The organism is Duganella sp. 1224 (assembly GCF_013408245.1).
GTDB lineage: Bacteria > Pseudomonadota > Gammaproteobacteria > Burkholderiales > Burkholderiaceae_D > Rugamonas.
In genome coordinates, this window is the sequence record NZ_JACBYS010000001.1 from 1,405,952 (window position 1) to 1,423,115 (window position 17,164).

The 17,164-nt window shown below is 66.3% G+C and carries 13 protein-coding genes; 12 read left to right on the forward strand and 1 reads right to left on the reverse strand.

The features are described from left to right. Positions 1–19: 19 nt before the first annotated feature. Positions 20–616, reverse strand: coding sequence for an XrtA/PEP-CTERM system exopolysaccharide export protein (locus FHW58_RS06350; RefSeq protein ID WP_179672202.1), 597 nt, complete (start codon positions 614–616; stop codon positions 20–22). 122 nt (positions 617–738) lie between these two features. On the opposite strand from FHW58_RS06350, the gene FHW58_RS06355 reads away from it, so the two are divergent. The 12 genes from FHW58_RS06355 (at position 739) to FHW58_RS06410 (ending at position 17,161) form a co-directional block, all read left to right on the forward strand. Beyond that, positions 739–2,262 (forward strand): XrtA system polysaccharide chain length determinant, encoded by a 1,524-nt coding sequence (locus FHW58_RS06355; protein ID WP_179672204.1) that lies wholly within the window; start codon positions 739–741, stop codon positions 2,260–2,262. Between the two features lie 10 nt (positions 2,263–2,272). Beyond that, positions 2,273–3,007 carry an XrtA-associated tyrosine autokinase gene (locus tag FHW58_RS06360; protein ID WP_179672206.1) on the forward strand — a complete coding sequence of 245 codons (735 nt, stop codon included), beginning with the start codon at positions 2,273–2,275 and terminating at the stop codon, positions 3,005–3,007. Then, on the forward strand, positions 2,991–4,520 hold the full coding sequence (locus FHW58_RS06365; RefSeq protein ID WP_179672208.1) for a TIGR03016 family PEP-CTERM system-associated outer membrane protein: 1,530 nt from the start codon (positions 2,991–2,993) through the stop codon (positions 4,518–4,520). The genes FHW58_RS06360 and FHW58_RS06365 overlap by 17 nt, the downstream gene beginning before the upstream one ends. 12 nt (positions 4,521–4,532) lie before the next feature. After that, a complete protein-coding gene (gene wecB, locus FHW58_RS06370) occupies positions 4,533–5,678 on the forward strand; it encodes a non-hydrolyzing UDP-N-acetylglucosamine 2-epimerase (RefSeq protein WP_179672209.1) in 1,146 nt (381 codons plus the stop codon). Next, positions 5,675–6,505, forward strand: a complete 831-nt coding sequence (locus FHW58_RS06375) for an XrtA system polysaccharide deacetylase (RefSeq protein ID WP_179672211.1) — start codon at positions 5,675–5,677, stop codon at positions 6,503–6,505. The genes wecB and FHW58_RS06375 overlap by 4 nt, the downstream gene beginning before the upstream one ends. Next, positions 6,502–7,539 (forward strand): FemAB family XrtA/PEP-CTERM system-associated protein, encoded by a 1,038-nt coding sequence (locus FHW58_RS06380; RefSeq protein ID WP_218892632.1) that lies wholly within the window; start codon positions 6,502–6,504, stop codon positions 7,537–7,539. Before FHW58_RS06375 ends, FHW58_RS06380 begins: the two co-directional genes overlap by 4 nt. A gap of 4 nt (positions 7,540–7,543) precedes the next feature. Beyond that, positions 7,544–8,785 carry a TIGR03087 family PEP-CTERM/XrtA system glycosyltransferase gene (locus FHW58_RS06385; protein WP_179672213.1) on the forward strand — a complete coding sequence of 414 codons (1,242 nt, stop codon included), beginning with the start codon at positions 7,544–7,546 and terminating at the stop codon, positions 8,783–8,785. Between the two features lie 182 nt (positions 8,786–8,967). Further along, the gene (gene xrtA, locus FHW58_RS06390; protein WP_179672214.1) at positions 8,968–10,455 is read left to right on the forward strand and encodes an exosortase A; all 1,488 of its coding nucleotides are present in this window, start codon (positions 8,968–8,970) and stop codon (positions 10,453–10,455) included. Next, complete coding sequence (locus FHW58_RS06395; protein ID WP_179672216.1) at positions 10,442–11,602, forward strand: TIGR03088 family PEP-CTERM/XrtA system glycosyltransferase; 1,161 nt, start codon at positions 10,442–10,444, stop codon at positions 11,600–11,602. Before xrtA ends, FHW58_RS06395 begins: the two co-directional genes overlap by 14 nt. Before the next feature lie 2 nt (positions 11,603–11,604). After that, positions 11,605–13,530, forward strand: coding sequence for an XrtA/PEP-CTERM system amidotransferase (locus FHW58_RS06400; RefSeq protein ID WP_179672218.1), 1,926 nt, complete (start codon positions 11,605–11,607; stop codon positions 13,528–13,530). Continuing rightward, the gene (locus FHW58_RS06405) at positions 13,530–14,738 is read left to right on the forward strand and encodes a TIGR04063 family PEP-CTERM/XrtA system glycosyltransferase (RefSeq protein ID WP_218892714.1); all 1,209 of its coding nucleotides are present in this window, start codon (positions 13,530–13,532) and stop codon (positions 14,736–14,738) included. The genes FHW58_RS06400 and FHW58_RS06405 overlap by 1 nt, the downstream gene beginning before the upstream one ends. Further along, entirely contained in the window at positions 14,735–17,161 is a 2,427-nt protein-coding gene (locus FHW58_RS06410) for a glycosyltransferase (RefSeq protein WP_179672222.1), read from the forward strand. Before FHW58_RS06405 ends, FHW58_RS06410 begins: the two co-directional genes overlap by 4 nt. Positions 17,162–17,164: the final 3 nt, after the last annotated feature.

Sequence of the window (17,164 nt, forward strand, 5' to 3'; positions counted from 1 at the left end):
AAAAAAATTTCGCCGCCCCCTAGAACCAGCCTTCCGGTATCACCAGGATGTCGCCCGGAAGTACCGCCACATTGGCTGAAATATCGCCATCGCGCAGCAAATCCTGCAGGCGCACCGGCACCGTCTGGCGCTGGCCGTTCACCGTGCGGATGATGCTGGCCTTGTTGCCGGCGGCAAAATCGGTGATGCCGCCGACCGCGATCAGCACATCCATCAGCGACATGCCCTGCCGGTAGGCCAGCGCCTGCGGCCGCGCGGCCTGGCCGATTACCCGGATCTGCTGCGCGTACGGGCCGACAAAGCTGGTGACGATCACCGTCACCATCGGCTGCTGGATGTATTTGCCGAGCGCCTTTTCGATGTCGCGTGCCAGTTCGGTGGCGGTTTTGCCGGCCGCCTGCAAATCCTCGACCAGCGGCGTGGTGATCTTGCCGTCCGGCCGTACCGGCACACTGAGCGACACTTCCGGATTGCGCCAGACATTGATGTTGACGGTGTCGCCGGCGCCAATCTGGTAGTCGCCCTGCAACGGCGGCGCCGGCGGTGCGTCCAGCGGGATGCCGCGGTGGGCACAGGCGGACAGTAGCACGGCCAGCAAGCATATGAGTGCACGCATGATGTTTCCTCCTCGCTGCAATGATTCAGAAATCTGGCCGGCCTCTGCTTGATGTGCCTCAACGAGTGCCCAGTTGAGAAAAATATAATTTGAATCCTGCCATCCGTCACCGGAGTTGCAACATGGAGGAGCTCATCAGTCAGCTGATGTCCAGCCTGAAAGGGATCTGGAAGTACCGCTGGTATGCCGTGTCCATCGCCTGGCTGGTGGCCGCGCTCGGCTGGACCAAGGTGGCCATGCTGCCGGACGACTACCAGACCACCGCGCGCGTGTTTGTCGACACCCAAAGCATTCTCAAGCCCCTGTTGGCGGGCATGACCAGCATGCCGAATATCGAACAGCAGGTCGCCATCATGAGCCGCACACTATTGAGCCGCCCCAACATCGAACGGGTGATGCGCATGGTGGACCTGGACATCAGCGCCCGCACGCCGCGCGAGCAGCAACAGCAGCTCGACGAACTGATGAACAAAATCCGCATCAACGGCACCGGCAACCTGGACATTTACACCATCACCTACAACAACCGCAATCCGCGCATCGTGCGCGACGTCGTGCAGTCGCTGCTGACCATTTTTGTCGAAGGCAGCTTCAAGGGAAAAAGCGGCGAAACGCGCAAGGCCGTGCAGTTCATCGATGACCAGATCAAGGCGTACGAAGACAAGCTGACGACGGCGGAAAACAACGTCAAGGACTTTCGCCTGAAGAACAACGGCGTGCTGCCGCGCCAGGGCAGCGACTACAGCAGCCAGCTGATGCAGTCATCGGACGCGCTCAACGCCGCGCGGCTGGAGCTGACCGAGGCTGAACAGGCACGCAACGCCATCGCCGCGCAAATCAACGGAGACGAGCCCATCCTTGGCGCCGACATGCGTCCGGCCGCCATCGACAATCCCGAACTCGACGCCCGCATTTCCGTGCTGAACAAAAGTCTTGACGCGTTGCGCCTGCAGTACACCGAGCTGCATCCGGACATCGTGGCCGCCAAGCGCCTGGTGGCGCAGCTGGAAGAACGCAAGATCGAGGAAAGCAAGCTCAAGCAGACCGGCGATCCCGGCAAGAACTACAGCCCCATGCTGCAACAGCTGAAAGTGGCGCAGACCGAGGCCGAGGCGCGGGTTGCCGCCATCGCCGCCCGGGTGCAGGAGTACACGCTGCGCCATCAGCGCCTGCTGGCCCAGGCCAACGCCGTGCCGGAAGTGGAGGCGGAGCTGGCCCAGCTCAACCGCGACTACCAGATCAACAAGGATAACTATGAGAAGTTGATCAGCCGGCGCGAGGCGGCCAGATTGTCCGGCGACCTCAGTTCCACCACCGAGATGATGTCCTTCAAGATCATCGACCCGCCCACCGTGCCGCTGACGCCGATCGGCCCCAACCGCGTTCTGCTGTACAGCATCACGCTGGGCGGGGCGCTGCTGACCGGCGTGGCGGCGGCACTGCTGATCAGCCAGGTGCGGCCGACCTTCCTCAGCCCGCAGGAACTGCGCGACCGCACCGGGCTGCCGGTGCTGGGTACCATCGCCATGAACTGGACCGAGGCCGAGCGCGCCAAGCGCCAACGCGGCAAATACGTGTTCGGCGCCGCCCTGTCCTGCCTGTTTGTCGCCTACGGTGGCGTGCTGGCGTCCACTGTGTTGCGTTGAGGAGAGCATCATGTCCGCCGCCCCACGCCATGTCGAGATCAATCTGGCCCGCCTGCAACAGCTGGGCATGGTGACGCAGGACGGCGGTCGCACCAGTGTTGCCGAAGATTTCCGTATGATCAAGCGTCCGCTGCTGCGCAACGCGCGCGGCAGCGCGGATGCGCCGGCCATCCGCCACGGCAACCTGATCGTCGTCACCAGCGCCATGCCGGGCGAAGGCAAGACCTATTGCGCCGTCAACCTGGCCATGAGCATCGCCATGGAAATGGACATCACCGTGCTGCTGGTGGACGCCGATGTTGCCCGGCCTTCGGTGCTCAAAGTGCTGGGCCTGCCGTCGGAACCGGGCCTGATGGACATCCTGCTGCGCGACAAAACCGGCCTGGCTGACGTCATCCTGAAGACCAATGTGCCCACCCTCAGCCTTCTGCCGGCCGGCCGCGCCAACAAGCACGCCACCGAGCTGCTGGCCAGCCGCAGCATGAGCCGGCTGCTGACCGAAATCGCCGAGCGCTACGCCGACCGCATCGTCATTTTCGACTCGCCGCCGCTGTTGATGACCACCGAAGCCAGTGTGCTGGCCTCGCACATGGGCCAGGTGCTTATGGTGGTGGAATCCGAGCGCACCACCCAGCATGCGGTCAAGGAAGCGCTGCGCCACATCGAGCAGTGCCCCAACGTCAACCTGGTCTACAACAAGAGCACCGCCTTTCCGGGCAGCGAATACTATGGTTATTATGATTAGCCTGACGCCGCGCGGCGCCTCGCGCCGCCTGCCGCTGCTGATACTGCTGGCCTGGCCCGGCACCGCGGCCGCAGCGGCCTGGGACGTCACCCCCACCGTGCGTCTGCGCGAAAGCTATACCGACAACCTGAACCTGGCGCCGGCCGGGCAGGCGCGCGGCCAGTTCATCACCGAGGTCTCGCCAGGCGTGCTGATCAGTACCGACGGGCCGCGCCTGCAACTGGCGCTGGCCTACACGCTGCAAAAAGTGGCATACACGCGTCAGCCGGACCGCGACAGCCAGCAACTGGACGCCAACGGTCACGTGGAACTGCTGGCCGACTGGTTGTTTGTCGAAGCCCGCGCTGGCATTGCGCAGCGCAATGTCTCGGCGTTTGGCCCGCCACTGATCGATCCAGCGCTGACCAACAGCAACAGCAGCACTGTCCGCACCCAGGCCATCAGTCCGTATCTGCGCCACTATTTCCGCGGACTGGCCACCGCCGTGGTGCGCTACGACTACCAGCATGCCGGCAGCGGCGGTCTGCTGAATGTGCGCAGCACCGGCGCCACGCTGCAACTGACCGGCGACAATGGCGGGCGCGGCTGGAACTGGGACCTGAACCTGCACCGCAGCCAGCTGGACGATGCCGCACTGGCGCCGGTCACCATGAGCAATGCCGCGCTCACGCTGAGCTATCCACTCAACAGCAGCATCGGACTGTTCGGTACCGCCGGCTACGAAAAGCAGGACTACCATTCGGCCAGCGCCCAGCCGCAAGGCAGGTTCGGCACACTGGGCGCCGTGTGGACGCCGTCGCCACGCACCCGGTTGTCGGCCAGCATCGGCCACCGCTTCTTTGGCAAGACCTACGGCCTGGACGCGAGCTACCGCCTGCGCAGCATGTTCTGGACACTGAGTTACGCCGAAGACATCACCACCACGCACGGCGAATTCTTCAGCGTCCGTCCCGACGCGTTGACCGATTTTTTGTGGGAGCTGTGGGCCACCCGCATTCCCGATCCGGTGCTGCGCCGCAAGAATATCGAGTTGTTCCTGGCGATTTCCCAATTGCTGGGCAAGGACGGCAACGTCAACTTTTTCAGCCACCGCTACTATTTGCAGAAGCAAGGCCGGCTTTCCGGCGTCTACAGCACACCGCGCAGCGCGCTGGCCGTGCATCTGGCCACCACCGGCCGCAGCGGCCAGACCACCAATGGCATCGACAGCGTCATTCTGGGCCCGGATCAGCTGACGCTGACCGACCGCACGCGCCAGAACAGCCTCCAGTTCGGCTGGAACTGGCGCTTGTCCGCGCGCGGCAGCCTGACCATCGGCGCCAGCCACAACCGTGCCAAATCGCTGACCACCGGCCGCGAAGACCGCAACAGCGCGCTAACAGTGGGCATGACGCGCCAGCTATCCAGCCGCATCAGTGCCAGCGCCGACTTGCGTCATGTGCGCCACAACAGCAGCGCCGGCGGCAACTACCGCGAAAACGGCGTTGGCGCCACGCTCATTGTCTCATTCTGACCGGAGTCCGCCATGTCCCGACCTTACCGCATCGCCTGCGTGGTGGCCGCCCGGCCCAACCTGATGAAGATGGCGCCGTTGCTGCGCGCCTTCGCGCCGCCAGAATCGCAGGTCGAAACCGTGCTGGTCCACACCGGCCAGCACTACGACGCCGACATGGACGCCCAGTTCTTCAGCACCCTGGAGCTGGCGCAACCGGATTTCCGCCTGGAAGTCGGCTCCGCCAGCCACGCGGTCCAGACTGCGGAGGTGATGCGCCGTTTCGAGCCGGTGCTGGAGCAGATCGCGCCCACCGCCGTGCTGGTGGTGGGCGACGTCAACTCCACGCTGGCCTGCGCGCTGACCGCGGCCAAGAAAGCCATTCCGGTGCTGCACGTGGAAGCCGGCCTGCGCAGCTTCGACCGCGCCATGCCGGAGGAAGTCAACCGGGTGCTGACCGATCAACTGTCCGAGCTGCTGTTCACCAGCGAGGCCAGCGGCACCACCAATCTGCTGCGCGAAGGCATTCCCGCACACCGCATCCATTTCGTCGGCAACGTCATGATCGACACGCTGGTGCGCCAGCTGCCGCTGGCGCCGAGCGCCGCCGAGGTGCTGCGCCAGGCGCATCTGGCCGGCTTCGTGCGCGACGGCGGTCACTACGCGCTGCTGACCCTGCACCGTCCCGCCAACGTCGACGACCCGCTGCGCCTGCGTGCGCTGATGCAGGCCATGGTCAAGCTGAGCGAGGACTTGCCGGTATTGTTCCCTCTGCATCCGCGCACCCGCGCGATGTTGCAGCGGCACGAGTTGGCCGGCATGCTGGACGCGCCTGGCATCGCCTGCCTGCCGCCGCAGCCGTACCTGAACATGCTGGGCCTGATGAAACACGCTTGCATGGTGCTGACCGACTCCGGCGGTGTGCAGGAAGAAACCACGGTGCTGCGCGTCCCTTGCCTGACGCTGCGCGACAACACCGAGCGACCAGTGACGGTGGCCGAGGGCAGCAACGCCATCGCCGGCCGCGACGCGTCGGTGATCCTGGCGCTGTGCCGTGACATTCTGCGCTACGGCGGCAAATCCGGCCGCGTCCCGCAATACTGGGACGGCCAGGCCGCCGGGCGTGTGGCGGCGGCCACCACCAGCTGGCTGCAAAGCCGCCAGGAGCGGCGGCCATGAACGCGCTGACGGTTGACGTCGAGGATTACTTCCAGGTCTCCGCGTTTGCTAACCATATCGCGCCCGACGACTGGCCGCGCATGCCATGCCGCGTTGAACGCAATGTCGACCTGATTCTCGGCCTACTGGCCGCGCACCGGACCCACGCCACCTTTTTCACGCTGGGCTGGATCGCCGAACGCTATCCGGCACTGGTGCGGCGCATCGTCAGCGAAGGGCACGAACTGGCCAGCCATGGCTACGCACACCAGCGCGCCAGCCAGCAGACAGCGGACGCCTTTCTGCACGACATCACGATCAGCAAGCAGTTGCTGGAACAATTGAGCGGCCAGCCGGTGCTGGGCTACCGCGCGCCCAGTTTTTCGATCGGCCAGGCCAATCTGTGGGCGCTGGACAGTCTGCAGCAGGCCGGCTACCACTACAGCTCCAGCATCTACCCGATCCACCACGATCATTACGGCATGCCGGCCGCCCCGCGCTTCGCCTGGCGTCCACGTGGCGCACGAGGCCTGCTGGAGCTGCCGGTCAGCACGGTACGCCTGCTGGGCCGCAACCTGCCGGCTGGCGGCGGCGGCTATTTCCGGCTGCTGCCCTACGCCGCGTCGCGCTGGGCTTTGCGAAGGATCAATTCGCATGATGGCCAAGCTGGCATATTTTACTTTCACCCTTGGGAGCTGGATCCCGGCCAGCCGGTGCTGCCAGGCATCGGCCTGAAGACGCGGATGCGCCACTACCTGAACCTGCACCGCATGGAAGCGCGTATCAACCGGCTGCTGGGCGACTTCCGCTGGGGCCGCATCGACCACATTTTTCTGGGACACGCATGATGCCGCACTACACCGTCGGGCTGATGGGATCGCAAGACCGCGCACGCTGGGACGCGTTTGTCCATCGCTGCCCGGACGCGACCTTCTTTCACCGCGCCGGCTGGCAGCAGATCATGGAAGAGAGTTTCTCGCATCCCACCTGGTTCATGTACGCCGCCTCTGCGCAGGGCGATATCCACGCCGTGCTGCCGCTGGCGCAGGTCAGGAGCCGGCTGTTCGGCAACACGCTGTGCTCGCTGCCGTTCTGCGTCTACGGCGGCATTGCCGCCGACAATCGTGACGCGGCGGACGCGGTCGACCAGGCCGCGCAGCGCCTGGCTGCGCGGCTGCAGGTCGATCACCTGGAGTACCGCCACCTGCGGCCGCATCACGCCAGCTGGCTGCACCGCGACACGTACGCCACTTTCCGCAAGCGTCTGCACGCCGACGAGCAAACCAACATGCTGGCGATTCCGCGCAAGCAGCGCGCCATGGTACGCAAGGGCATGGCTGCCGGCCTGATCAGCATTGTCGAGGCCGGCACCGACCGCTTTTTCGACTGTTACGCGCGCAGCATGCATCATCTCGGCACGCCGATGTTTAACCGTCGCCATTTCAAGCTGCTGCAACAGGTGTTTGCCGACGACTGCGAGGTGCTGGGCGTCGAGCACGGCGGGCGGACCGTGTGCGCGGTGCTGAGTTTCCGTTTCCGCGAGCAGATTCTGCCTTATTACGGGGGCGGCGGCGAACAGGCGCGCCAGCTGGCCGCCAACGACTTCATGTACTGGGAAGTGATGCGCCGCGCCTGCAACGCCGGCTATACGCTGTTTGACTTTGGCCGCAGCAAATATGGCACCGGCTCCTTCGCCTTCAAGAAAAACTGGGGCTTCGAGCCCGAACCATTGCACTACGACTACCAGCTCCATCGTGCCAGACATCTAAAGGAGGTCCAGCCGCTCAACCCGCACTATCGGCTGATGATCAAGGCGTGGCGCATGCTGCCGCTGTCCTGGGCCAACCTGATCGGGCCGCATATCGTGCGCCAGCTGGGGTGACGCCATGCGCGACCTGCTTTTCCTGTGCCACCGGCTGCCGTATCCGCCCAACAAGGGCGAAAAGATACGCGCTTTCCACGCCTTGCAGTATTTACGGCAGCACTTCCGCATCCACCTCGGCAGCTTCATCGACCATGACGACGATGGCGACTACGCCGATCAGCTCGCTACACAGTGTGCCAGCAGCTGTCTCGTGCGCATGCCGCCGCATTGGGCGCGCTTGTCCGGACTGTCGGCGCTGTTGCGCGACGAAGCGCTGAGCTTGCCCTATTTCCGCCACGCCGCGCTGCAGCGCTGGGTCAGCAAGACGCTGGACGAGCGCCGGATCGGCGTCTGCCTGGCCTATACCGGGCCGATGGCGCAGTACGTGCCGTTCAGCACGCGCCATGGCCCGCTGTGGCGTGTGCTGGATCTGGTGGATGTCGACTCGGAGAAATGGCATGGCTATGCCGATAATAAACAGTGGCCGCTGTCCGGCCTGTATCGGCGCGAGGGCCGGCTGCTGCTGGAATTTGAGCGCAAGGCGGCGGCGGAATTTGACCGGGTGTTGCTGGTCTCGCCGGCGGAGGCGGAACTGTTCAAGCGCCGCGCGCCGGAATCGGCCGACAAAGTGGATTATTACTGCAACGGCGTGGACAGCGCCTATTTCTCGCCGAAGTCGCTGCATCCGTCGCCGTTTGCCGGCGCCCGCGCCATCGTTTTCACCGGGGCGATGGACTACGAGCCCAATATCGACGCCGTCAGCTGGTTTACCGAGCGCGTGATGCCGGCGCTGCGGTCGCAGCATGCCGAGCTGGAATTTCACATCGTCGGCTCGCGGCCGGCGGCGCAGGTGCGCGATCTGCAGCGCATGCCCGGCATCCACGTCAGCGGGACGGTGCCGGATGTGCGCCCGTATCTGCAGCATGCGGCGCTGGTGGTGGCGCCATTGCGCGTCGCGCGAGGCGTGCAAAACAAGGTGCTGGAAGCCATGGCCATGCAAAAGATCGTGATTGCCTCGCGCCAGGCGCTGGAGGGCATCACCGCCACGCATGGCGACGAAGTCATCTGCGCCAACGGCGGTGCGGAGTTCATCAGTGCCATCTGCCGGCAACTGCACGCCCCGGACGCGCGGATAGGCATGGCCGCCCGCCAGCGGATCCTGAGTGACTACCGTTGGAGCCACAATTTGCAGCGGTTGGGACGGGTGCTGGGCGTGGAAGCGCTTGAGCCATTGGTACAGACGGAAGTGGAGCGCGCGCCATGACCATCCGCCGCGCCGCCCTCCTCGCAACGCCACAGCCCGCGCCAGCGCCCGCAATCGCACCCGAATTCGAGTCCACGTCCCAGTCCACCTCCGCGTCCCCGTTCGCGTCCCCGGCACCGGCCCCGTTCGCCCCCGCGCCCCCGTCCGCGCCTTCGCACGGCTCATTGCCGGCGCTGCGCAGCGTGCACGGCTATCTGGCCGTCGCGCTGCTCGCCCTCGTGCTCATGCATGCATCCACCGCCGCGTCGATGGTCTGGCTGTGGTGGCGATCACCGACCTTCAACCACGGCTTCCTGGTCCTGCCTGTAGCCGGCTGGCTGATCTGGCGCCAGCGTGCATCGTTGCGGGACGTAGCGCGCCAACCTTGGCCGCCCGGCTTGCTGTTGCTGGCGATGCTGGGCGCGGTCTGGCTGCTGGCCGACGTGGCCAACGTTCCGGTATTACAGCAATATTGCCTGATCCTCATGGGCATCGCCACCGTGGCCACCATACAGGGCCGTGCGCTGACGGCCGCGATCGCCTTCCCACTGTGCTATACCTTGCTGGCCGTGCCGTTTGGCGAAGTGCTGATGCCAGCGCTGATCGACTTTACCGCCAGTTTTACGGTGGCATTACTGCGGCTGATGGGCATACCGGTCTTCCACGAAAACAACTTCATTTCCCTGCCAACCGGCAATTGGTCAGTCGCCGACGCCTGCAGCGGCCTGCGCTACCTGATCGCCTCGGTCGCGCTGGGCATGCTGTACGCCGCCGTCAACTACCGCAGTACCCGCAAACGCCTGACCTTCATCGCGGTGTCACTCGCCCTGCCTATTCTCGCCAACGGCCTGCGCGCTTGCATGGTGGTGCTGATCGGCCACTGGACCGACATGCGGCTGGCCACCGGCGTTGACCATCTGATTTACGGCTGGCTGTTCTTCGGCGTGGTGATGGCGCTGCTGTTCTGGTGCGGCATACGCTGGCGCGATGCCGAGTCGCAATCACTTCGCCCATGCGCCCCGCCCACCGCCAATGCCCCCGCGGCCTGCTTCGCGCGCATCGCCATCGCAGCCATGACCGTCTGCGCGATCTGGCCACCGTTGGCCGCATATATATTACGCACACCGGTGGACACAGCACCGCCGCCACAACTCGCGCTGGCAGCCCCGCCACCTCCCTGGCGCGCCGGCCCGATGCGCCCAGGTGACTGGCAGATGCTGCACCAAGGACAGCCCCAGCGCATCTCGCACAACTACAGCGATGGCCAGCGCAGCGTATCGCTGCAACTCACCTGGTATCGCCACCAGCGCGAGGGCGCAGAGCTGCTGACGCAGGTGCAACGAACAGCGGTGTCCGGCGCGCCCCAATGGGAAGAAGTGAGCGCCACGCAGCGCACCATCGTCATTGCCGGCCGTCGTCTGGCCGTGCGCCAATCGGTCCAGCAGGCGGCCAGCGACAAGCTGCTGGTATGGCGCTGGTATCGCCAAAGCGGCGACCAAGCCGCCAGTCCCCATGTATTAAAACTGATGCTGGCCAAGGCCAAGCTCACCGGCGGCAACGATGGCGGCGCCGAAGTCATCCTGGCCTCGTCCTACGACGAGCGGCCGGCCGCCGCCGAAGCCGCCATGCGCGACCTGCTGAGCGCCATGCTGCCGGCCATTGAACAGGGACTGCGCCATGTCGAACGCTGAGTCCGCGCCGCTGATCGTCCACCTGATCCACCGCCTCGACGTCGGCGGCCTGGAAAACGGCCTGATCAACCTGATCAACCACCTGCCGCCGGAGCGCTACCGCCACGCCATCGTCTGCCTGGAAGACGCCAGCGACTTCCGCCTGCGCATCCAGCGGCCGATCGAAATCATCAGCATCAACAAGCAACAAGGCAAGGACTGGTCGCACTACCTGCGCCTGTACTACACGCTGAAACGGCTGCAACCTCAGTTGATCCACACCCGCAACCTCTCCGGCATCGAGGCTCAGCTGCTGGCGGCGGCGGCCGGCGTGCGGCTGCGCGTTCATGGCGAGCACGGCCGCGACATCAACGACCTGGACGGCAGCAACCGGCGCTACCGCCTGCTGCGCCAGTTGCTGCGGCCGCTGATCGGTCATTTCATCGCCGTCAGCAGGGATCTGGAAGACTGGCTGGTGCGTACCATCGGCGCCCGGCCGCATCGCGTCACCCACATCTGCAACGGCGTGGACAGCGTCGATTTTCATCCCCGGCTGGGGCCGCCGGCGGCCATCGGTCCGCACGGCTTCGTCAACGAACATGCGTTCGTGATCGGCAGCGTCGGCCGCATGGCCGAGGTCAAGGACCACATCACGCTGGTGCATGCTTTTTTGACGCTGCTGGCGCAAGGCGGCGTCGCCACCAGCCGGCTGCGGTTGGTCATCATCGGCGACGGCCCCTGCCGGCAAGCCTGCCAGGACGTGCTGCGCGCCTCCGGCACCGCCGCGCTGGCCTGGTTGCCGGGCGCCCGCGACGACGTCGCCCGGCTGATGCGCGCCATGACCGTGTTCGTGCAACCGTCGCTGGCCGAAGGCGCCTCCAACACCGTGCTGGAGGCGATGGCGAGCGGCCTGCCGGTGGTGGCCACCGCCGTCGGCGGCAATCCCGAACTGGTGCAGCCCGGCTGGACCGGGACACTGGTGCCGCCGCGCGACCCCGGCCAGCTGGCCGACGCCATCGCCGACTATTACCGCATTCCCGGCCTCGCTGCCCAGCACGGCGCGCGCGCCCGGCGCCGGGTACTCGCCGAGTTCAGCCTGTCGGCCATGGCCAACGCCTACCTGGCCGTGTACGACCGCCTCATCCACCCGCCATCGATGAAAGGATAGCCATGTGTGCGATCGCCGGCATGTTTGATCTCTACCAGCAAAGCGACATCGACGCCGCCCTGCTGCAGCGCATGACCGATATCCAGCGCCATCGCGGCCCGGACCAGGGCGGCATGCACCGCGAACCGGGCATCGGCCTGGGCCACCGGCGCCTGTCGATCATCGACGTCGCCAGCGGCCAGCAGCCGGTGTTTAACGAGGACAACACCGTGGCCGTCGTCTACAACGGCGAAATCTACAACTTTGCCGCGCTGATGCGCGAGCTGCAACAATTCGGCCACCTGTTCCGTACCCGCTGCGACACCGAAGTCATCGTCCACGCGTGGGAACAATGGGGGCCGCGCTGCGTCGAGCATTTTCGCGGCATGTTCGCGTTTGCGCTGTGGGACCGGCGCCAGCGCAGCCTGTTTCTGGCGCGTGACCGGCTCGGCATCAAGCCGCTGCACTACGCCGTGCTGGACAATGGCCAACTGATTTTCGCTTCAGAAATCAAGGCGCTGCTGGCGCACGGCCAATTGCGCCGCGACCTCGACCCGCTGGCCATCGAAGACTATTTCGCCTATGGCTATATTGCCGAGCCCCGCACCGTGTTCCGCCAGATCCGCAAGCTCGAACCGGGCCACACGCTGCTGGCGCGCCACGGCAGCGCGCCGGGTGCCAGCCGCCGCTACTGGGACGTGCCCTTCCAGCGCCACGCCATCATCAGCCAGGAGCACGCCGCCGACGAACTGCTGGCGCGGCTGCGCGAAGCCGTGCGCATCCGGCTGGTGGCCGAGGTGCCGCTGGGCGCCTTCCTGTCCGGCGGCGTCGACTCCAGCGCGGTGGTGGCGCTGATGGCGCAAACCAGCGACGCCCCGGTCAACACCTGCTCGATCAGCTTCGACGATGCCGCGTTCGACGAATCGCGCTACGCGGCAATGGTGGCCGAACGCTACCAGACCAACCACCACAGCCAACGCGTCGCGCAGCACGACACCGACCTCATCGATCATCTCGCCACGCTGTACGACGAGCCGTTTGCCGATAGCTCCGCGCTGCCGACCTACCGCGTCTGCCAGCTGGCGCGCCAGCGCGTGACGGTGGCGCTATCCGGCGACGGCGGCGACGAGAACCTGGCCGGCTACCGCCGCTACCGCTGGCACCTGCACGAGGAGCGCTGGCGCGCGCTGCTGCCCCTGCGCCTGCGCCAGCCGCTGTTTGGCACGCTCGGCCGGCTGTATCCCAAGGCCGACTGGGCGCCGCGGCCGTTGCGCGCCAAAAGCACGCTGCAAGCGCTGGCGCGCGACTCGGTAGCCGCCTATTTCCACGGCATCAGCATCATGAAGGACGAGATGCGCGCGCAACTGTTCAGCCCGGCGCTGCGGCGCGACCTTGGCGCCTACCACGCGGTGGACGTCCTGCGCCGGCATGCGGGCAACTGTCCGGCCGACGATCCGCTGTCGCTGGTGCAATACCTGGACCTGAAGACCTATTTGCCCGGCGACATCCTGACCAAAGTTGACCGTGCCAGCATGGCGCACGGCCTGGAAGTGCGCGTGCCGTTGCTCGACCATCCGCTGGTGGAGTGGATCTCCGGCCTGCCGCCCGAACTCAAGCTGCGCGGCGGCATCGGCAAATATCTGTTCAAGCAGGCGCTGGCCCCGCACTTGCCGGAAGAACTGCTGCACCGGCAGAAAATGGGATTTTCCGTGCCGCTGGCGGACTGGCTCCGCGGCCCGCTGCGCGCGCGCCTGCAGCGCAGTCTCGCCAGTCCGGTGCTGGCCGCCAGCGAAATGTTCAACATGGGCTACGTGCACCAACTGATGCAACAGCACCAGTCCGGCCTGCGCGACCATAGCGCGCCGCTGTGGTCGTTGCTGATGTTTGAATCGTTTCTGCGCCAGATGCAGCAAACGCCCGGTCACCATATCGAACAGCAGGCGGCATGATGCGCATCCTGCACATCCTCGACCATTCAGCGCCGCTGCACAGCGGCTACACCTTCCGCACGCTGGCCATTCTCGGTCAGCAACGGCGCATGGGCTGGGACACGCTGCACCTGACCAGCGCCAAGCAGGGCTCGGCCGAAGCCGAACAGCAGGTCGACGGCTGGCATTTCTTCCGCACGCCGCCCGACCGGCGCTGGTGGGCACGGCTGCCGCTGCTGGGACAGTGGGCCATCATGACCGGCCTGACCCGCCGCCTGCGACAGATCGCCCAAGCCGCGCGGCCGCAGGTGCTGCACGCGCACTCGCCCGCGTTGAACGCCATCGCCGCGTTGCGCGTCGGCCGCATGCTGCACATTCCGGTGGTGTATGAAATCCGCGCCTTCTGGGAAGACGCCGCCGCCGACCATGGCACCAGCCGTGCCGGCGGCCTGCGTTACCGGCTGACCCGCGCGCTGGAAACCTACGCCTTGCGCCGCGTTGACGCCATCACCACCATCTGCAACGGTCTGCGCGACGACATCATCGCGCGCGGCATTCCAGCGGTACGCGTCACCGTTGTCCCCAACGCCGTGGACAGCGGCCGCTTTCGCGCCGCGCCGCCCCCCAACCGCGTGCTGGCGCGCCGCCTCGGCGTGCATGGCAAAGTGGTGCTGGGCTTTATCGGCTCATTCTACGCCTACGAGGGCCTGGCGCTGCTGCTGCGGGCCATGCCGCGCATGCTGGCGGCGGCGCCATCGCTACAGCTGCTGCTGGTTGGCGGCGGTCCACAGGGCAGCGAGCTGCGAACGCTGGCGCAGCGCCTGAGCCTGGGCGACAAGGTCGTCTTCGCCGGCCGGGCGCCGCATGGGGAGATCGCCGAGTACTACAGCCTGATCGATATCCTGATCTACCCGCGCCTGCCGATGCGGCTGACCGAACTGGTCACGCCGCTGAAGCCACTCGAAGCGATGGCCCAGGGCCGCCTGGTGGTCGCCTCCGACGTAGGCGGACACCGCGAACTGATCGAACACGGCAAGACCGGCATACTGTTCAAAGCCGGCGATGCCGTCGCGCTGGCCGGCGAGGTATCGTCCCTGCTGGACAACACCGCCATGTGGCCGACGCTGCGCCGGCAAGCCCGCGCCTACATCGAAAGCGAACGCAGCTGGCAGCGCAGCGTGGCGCGCTACGCCGACGTCTACCAGCGCCTGCTGGCGCCCACGCCATGAACGACATCCGCATCGCGTTGATCGGCCCATTGCCGCCGCCGGCCGGTGGCATGGCCAATCAGACCGCGCAACTGGCGGCGCTGCTGCGCGAGGCCGGCGCCGATGTGGAACTGGTTCAGGTCAACCCACCTTGGCGACCGGCCTGGGCGGCGCGGGTGCGTGGCGTGCGGGCGGGACTGCGCCTGCTGCCGTATCTGTGGCAGTTGTGGCGCGCCGCCGGGCGGGCGCAACTGCTGCACGTGATGGCCAATTCCGGCTGGTCCTGGCACCTGCACGCCGCGCCGGCCATCTGGATCGGACGGCTGCGCGGCACCGGCGTGGTGGTCAACTACAGGGGCGGCGAGGCGCCGGCTTTTCTGGCGCGCAGCGCGTTGCTGGTGTGCTTCAGCCTGCGGCGCGCGCACGCGGTCATCGTGCCGTCTGCTTATCTCGCGCGGGTATTTGGCGCTTATGGTATCAGCGTGCAAATTGTACCCAACATCGTCAATCTGGCGCGATTTCGCCCTGCCGAGCGGACGGCCGGGCAGGCGCGCATCCTCGTGACCCGGCATCTGGAAGCGCTCTACGACCACGCCACGGCGCTGCGCGCCTTCACGCTGGTACGCCAGTGCCTGCCACACGCCAGCCTGACCATCTGCGGCGAAGGCCCGGAGCTAGAGCGGCTGCGCCAACTGACCGCAGACCTGCGGCAGCAGCATGCCGTTCGCTTCGCCGGCAAGATCGACAACGCTTCCATGCCAGCGTATTACCAGCGGGCAGATCTGGCGCTCAACCCCAGCCTGGCCGACAATTCGCCGAATTCCGTGCTGGAAGCCTGGGCCAGCGGCGTGCCGGTGGTCAGCACCGCCGTCGGCGGCGTGCCGGACCTGATCCGCGCCGACGTTGACGGCCTGCTGGCGCCGCCGGGCGACGCGCACGGCATGGCCAGCGCCATGCTGGCTGTGCTGGAAGACCACGCGCTGGCGCAACGTCTGGCCGCAAACGGCCTGGCCGGCGCCCAGCGTTTCAGTTGGCAAAACGTGCGGCCCCGATTGTTTGCGCAATACAGGCGGGTGCTGCGGCGACCGCGGCAGTCTGCCTACACGGCGCTGGTTTCCACACTGCTGTTTCCGCTGCACGAATGGGTCAAGCGCCACCACAGCGTGGCGCTACGGCAGGCGATGGAGGCCAGCCAGTGGTGGTCGCCCGGCCAGATCGCAAGCCTGCAACTGGCGCGCCTGCGCGAACTGCTGTTGTACGCCTCTGAGCACGTGCCCTACTACCGTCAACTGTATGCCCGCATCGGCTTCGATGCCACCCGCGTGCAGGACCTGCGCGACCTGCGCGCGTTACCCATTCTGCGCAAGTCGCACATCAACGATCACCGCGACGACTTCCGCTCGGATACCGCCACACGCCTGCAGCGTTTTACCACGGGCGGCTCCAGTGGCGAGCCGCTGATCTTCTACCTCGGCAAGCAGCGCGTCAGCCATGACGTGGCGGCGAAATGGCGCGCCACCCGCTGGTGGGGCGTGGACATCGGCGACCGCGAGGCGGTGCTGTGGGGCTCGCCGATCGAACTGCATGCGCAAGACCTGTGGCGCGCCCGCCGCGACCGGCTCTTGCGCAGCGACCTGCTGCCCGCCTTCGACCTGTCGCCAACCCGGCTGGACGATTACCTGGCGCGCCTGCAACGGCAGCGCCCGGCGATGCTGTTCGGCTACCCATCCGTGATGTGCCTGCTGGTGCAGCACGCGCAATCGCGCCACATCACGCTGGACCGGCTGGGTGTGAAAGTGGTGTTTGTCACCGCCGAGCGCCTGTACGAGGACCAGCGCGCCCAGTTAAGCAGCGCCTTCGCCGCGCCGGTTGCCAACGGCTACGGCGGGCGCGACGCCGGCTTCATCGCGCACGAATGCCCGGAAGGCGGCATGCACATCACCGCCGAAGACGTTATCGTCGAAATCCTGGACACGCACGGCCAACCGGTGCCGCCGGGCGACAGCGGCGCCATCGTCATTACCCACCTGGCCAGCCGCGATTTTCCCTTTATCCGCTACGCCACCGGCGACATCGGCGCCCTCGATCCCCGCCCCTGCCCCTGCGGGCGCGGCCTGCCGCTGCTGCAACGGGTGGAAGGCCGCGTGACCGATTTCGTGGTGGCCCGCGACGGCACCGTGATGCACGGCCTGGCGCTGATCTACATCCTGCGCGATCTGCCACAAGTGCGCGCCTTCAAAATCATCCAGGAAACGCTGGACTGCACCCGCGTGCTGTTGGTGAGCGTGGATGGGTTGCCGGCGCCGCTGCGCCTGAGCATCGTGACGCAGTTCCGCGCGCGGCTGGGCGCGACGGTTGATATCGTCATCGAGGAAGTGGCGGCGATCCCGACAGAAGCGTCCGGCAAGCATCGCTACGTCATCAGCAAAGTTGCGACGCACTGAGGA

Bases quoted from the DNA above. Each gene is read 5' to 3' on its own strand.
- FHW58_RS06350 (WP_179672202.1), bottom strand. From the start codon at position 616: ATGCGTGCACTCATATGCTTGCTGGCCGTGCTACTGTCCGCCTGTGCC.
- FHW58_RS06355 (WP_179672204.1), top strand. From the start codon at position 739: ATGGAGGAGCTCATCAGTCAGCTGATGTCCAGCCTGAAAGGGATCTGG.
- FHW58_RS06360 (WP_179672206.1), top strand. From the start codon at position 2,273: ATGTCCGCCGCCCCACGCCATGTCGAGATCAATCTGGCCCGCCTGCAA.
- FHW58_RS06365 (WP_179672208.1), top strand. From the start codon at position 2,991: ATGGTTATTATGATTAGCCTGACGCCGCGCGGCGCCTCGCGCCGCCTG.
- wecB (WP_179672209.1), top strand. From the start codon at position 4,533: ATGTCCCGACCTTACCGCATCGCCTGCGTGGTGGCCGCCCGGCCCAAC.
- FHW58_RS06375 (WP_179672211.1), top strand. From the start codon at position 5,675: ATGAACGCGCTGACGGTTGACGTCGAGGATTACTTCCAGGTCTCCGCG.
- FHW58_RS06380 (WP_218892632.1), top strand. From the start codon at position 6,502: ATGATGCCGCACTACACCGTCGGGCTGATGGGATCGCAAGACCGCGCA.
- FHW58_RS06385 (WP_179672213.1), top strand. From the start codon at position 7,544: ATGCGCGACCTGCTTTTCCTGTGCCACCGGCTGCCGTATCCGCCCAAC.
- FHW58_RS06395 (WP_179672216.1), top strand. From the start codon at position 10,442: ATGTCGAACGCTGAGTCCGCGCCGCTGATCGTCCACCTGATCCACCGC.
- FHW58_RS06400 (WP_179672218.1), top strand. From the start codon at position 11,605: ATGTGTGCGATCGCCGGCATGTTTGATCTCTACCAGCAAAGCGACATC.
- FHW58_RS06405 (WP_218892714.1), top strand. From the start codon at position 13,530: ATGCGCATCCTGCACATCCTCGACCATTCAGCGCCGCTGCACAGCGGC.
- FHW58_RS06410 (WP_179672222.1), top strand. From the start codon at position 14,735: ATGAACGACATCCGCATCGCGTTGATCGGCCCATTGCCGCCGCCGGCC.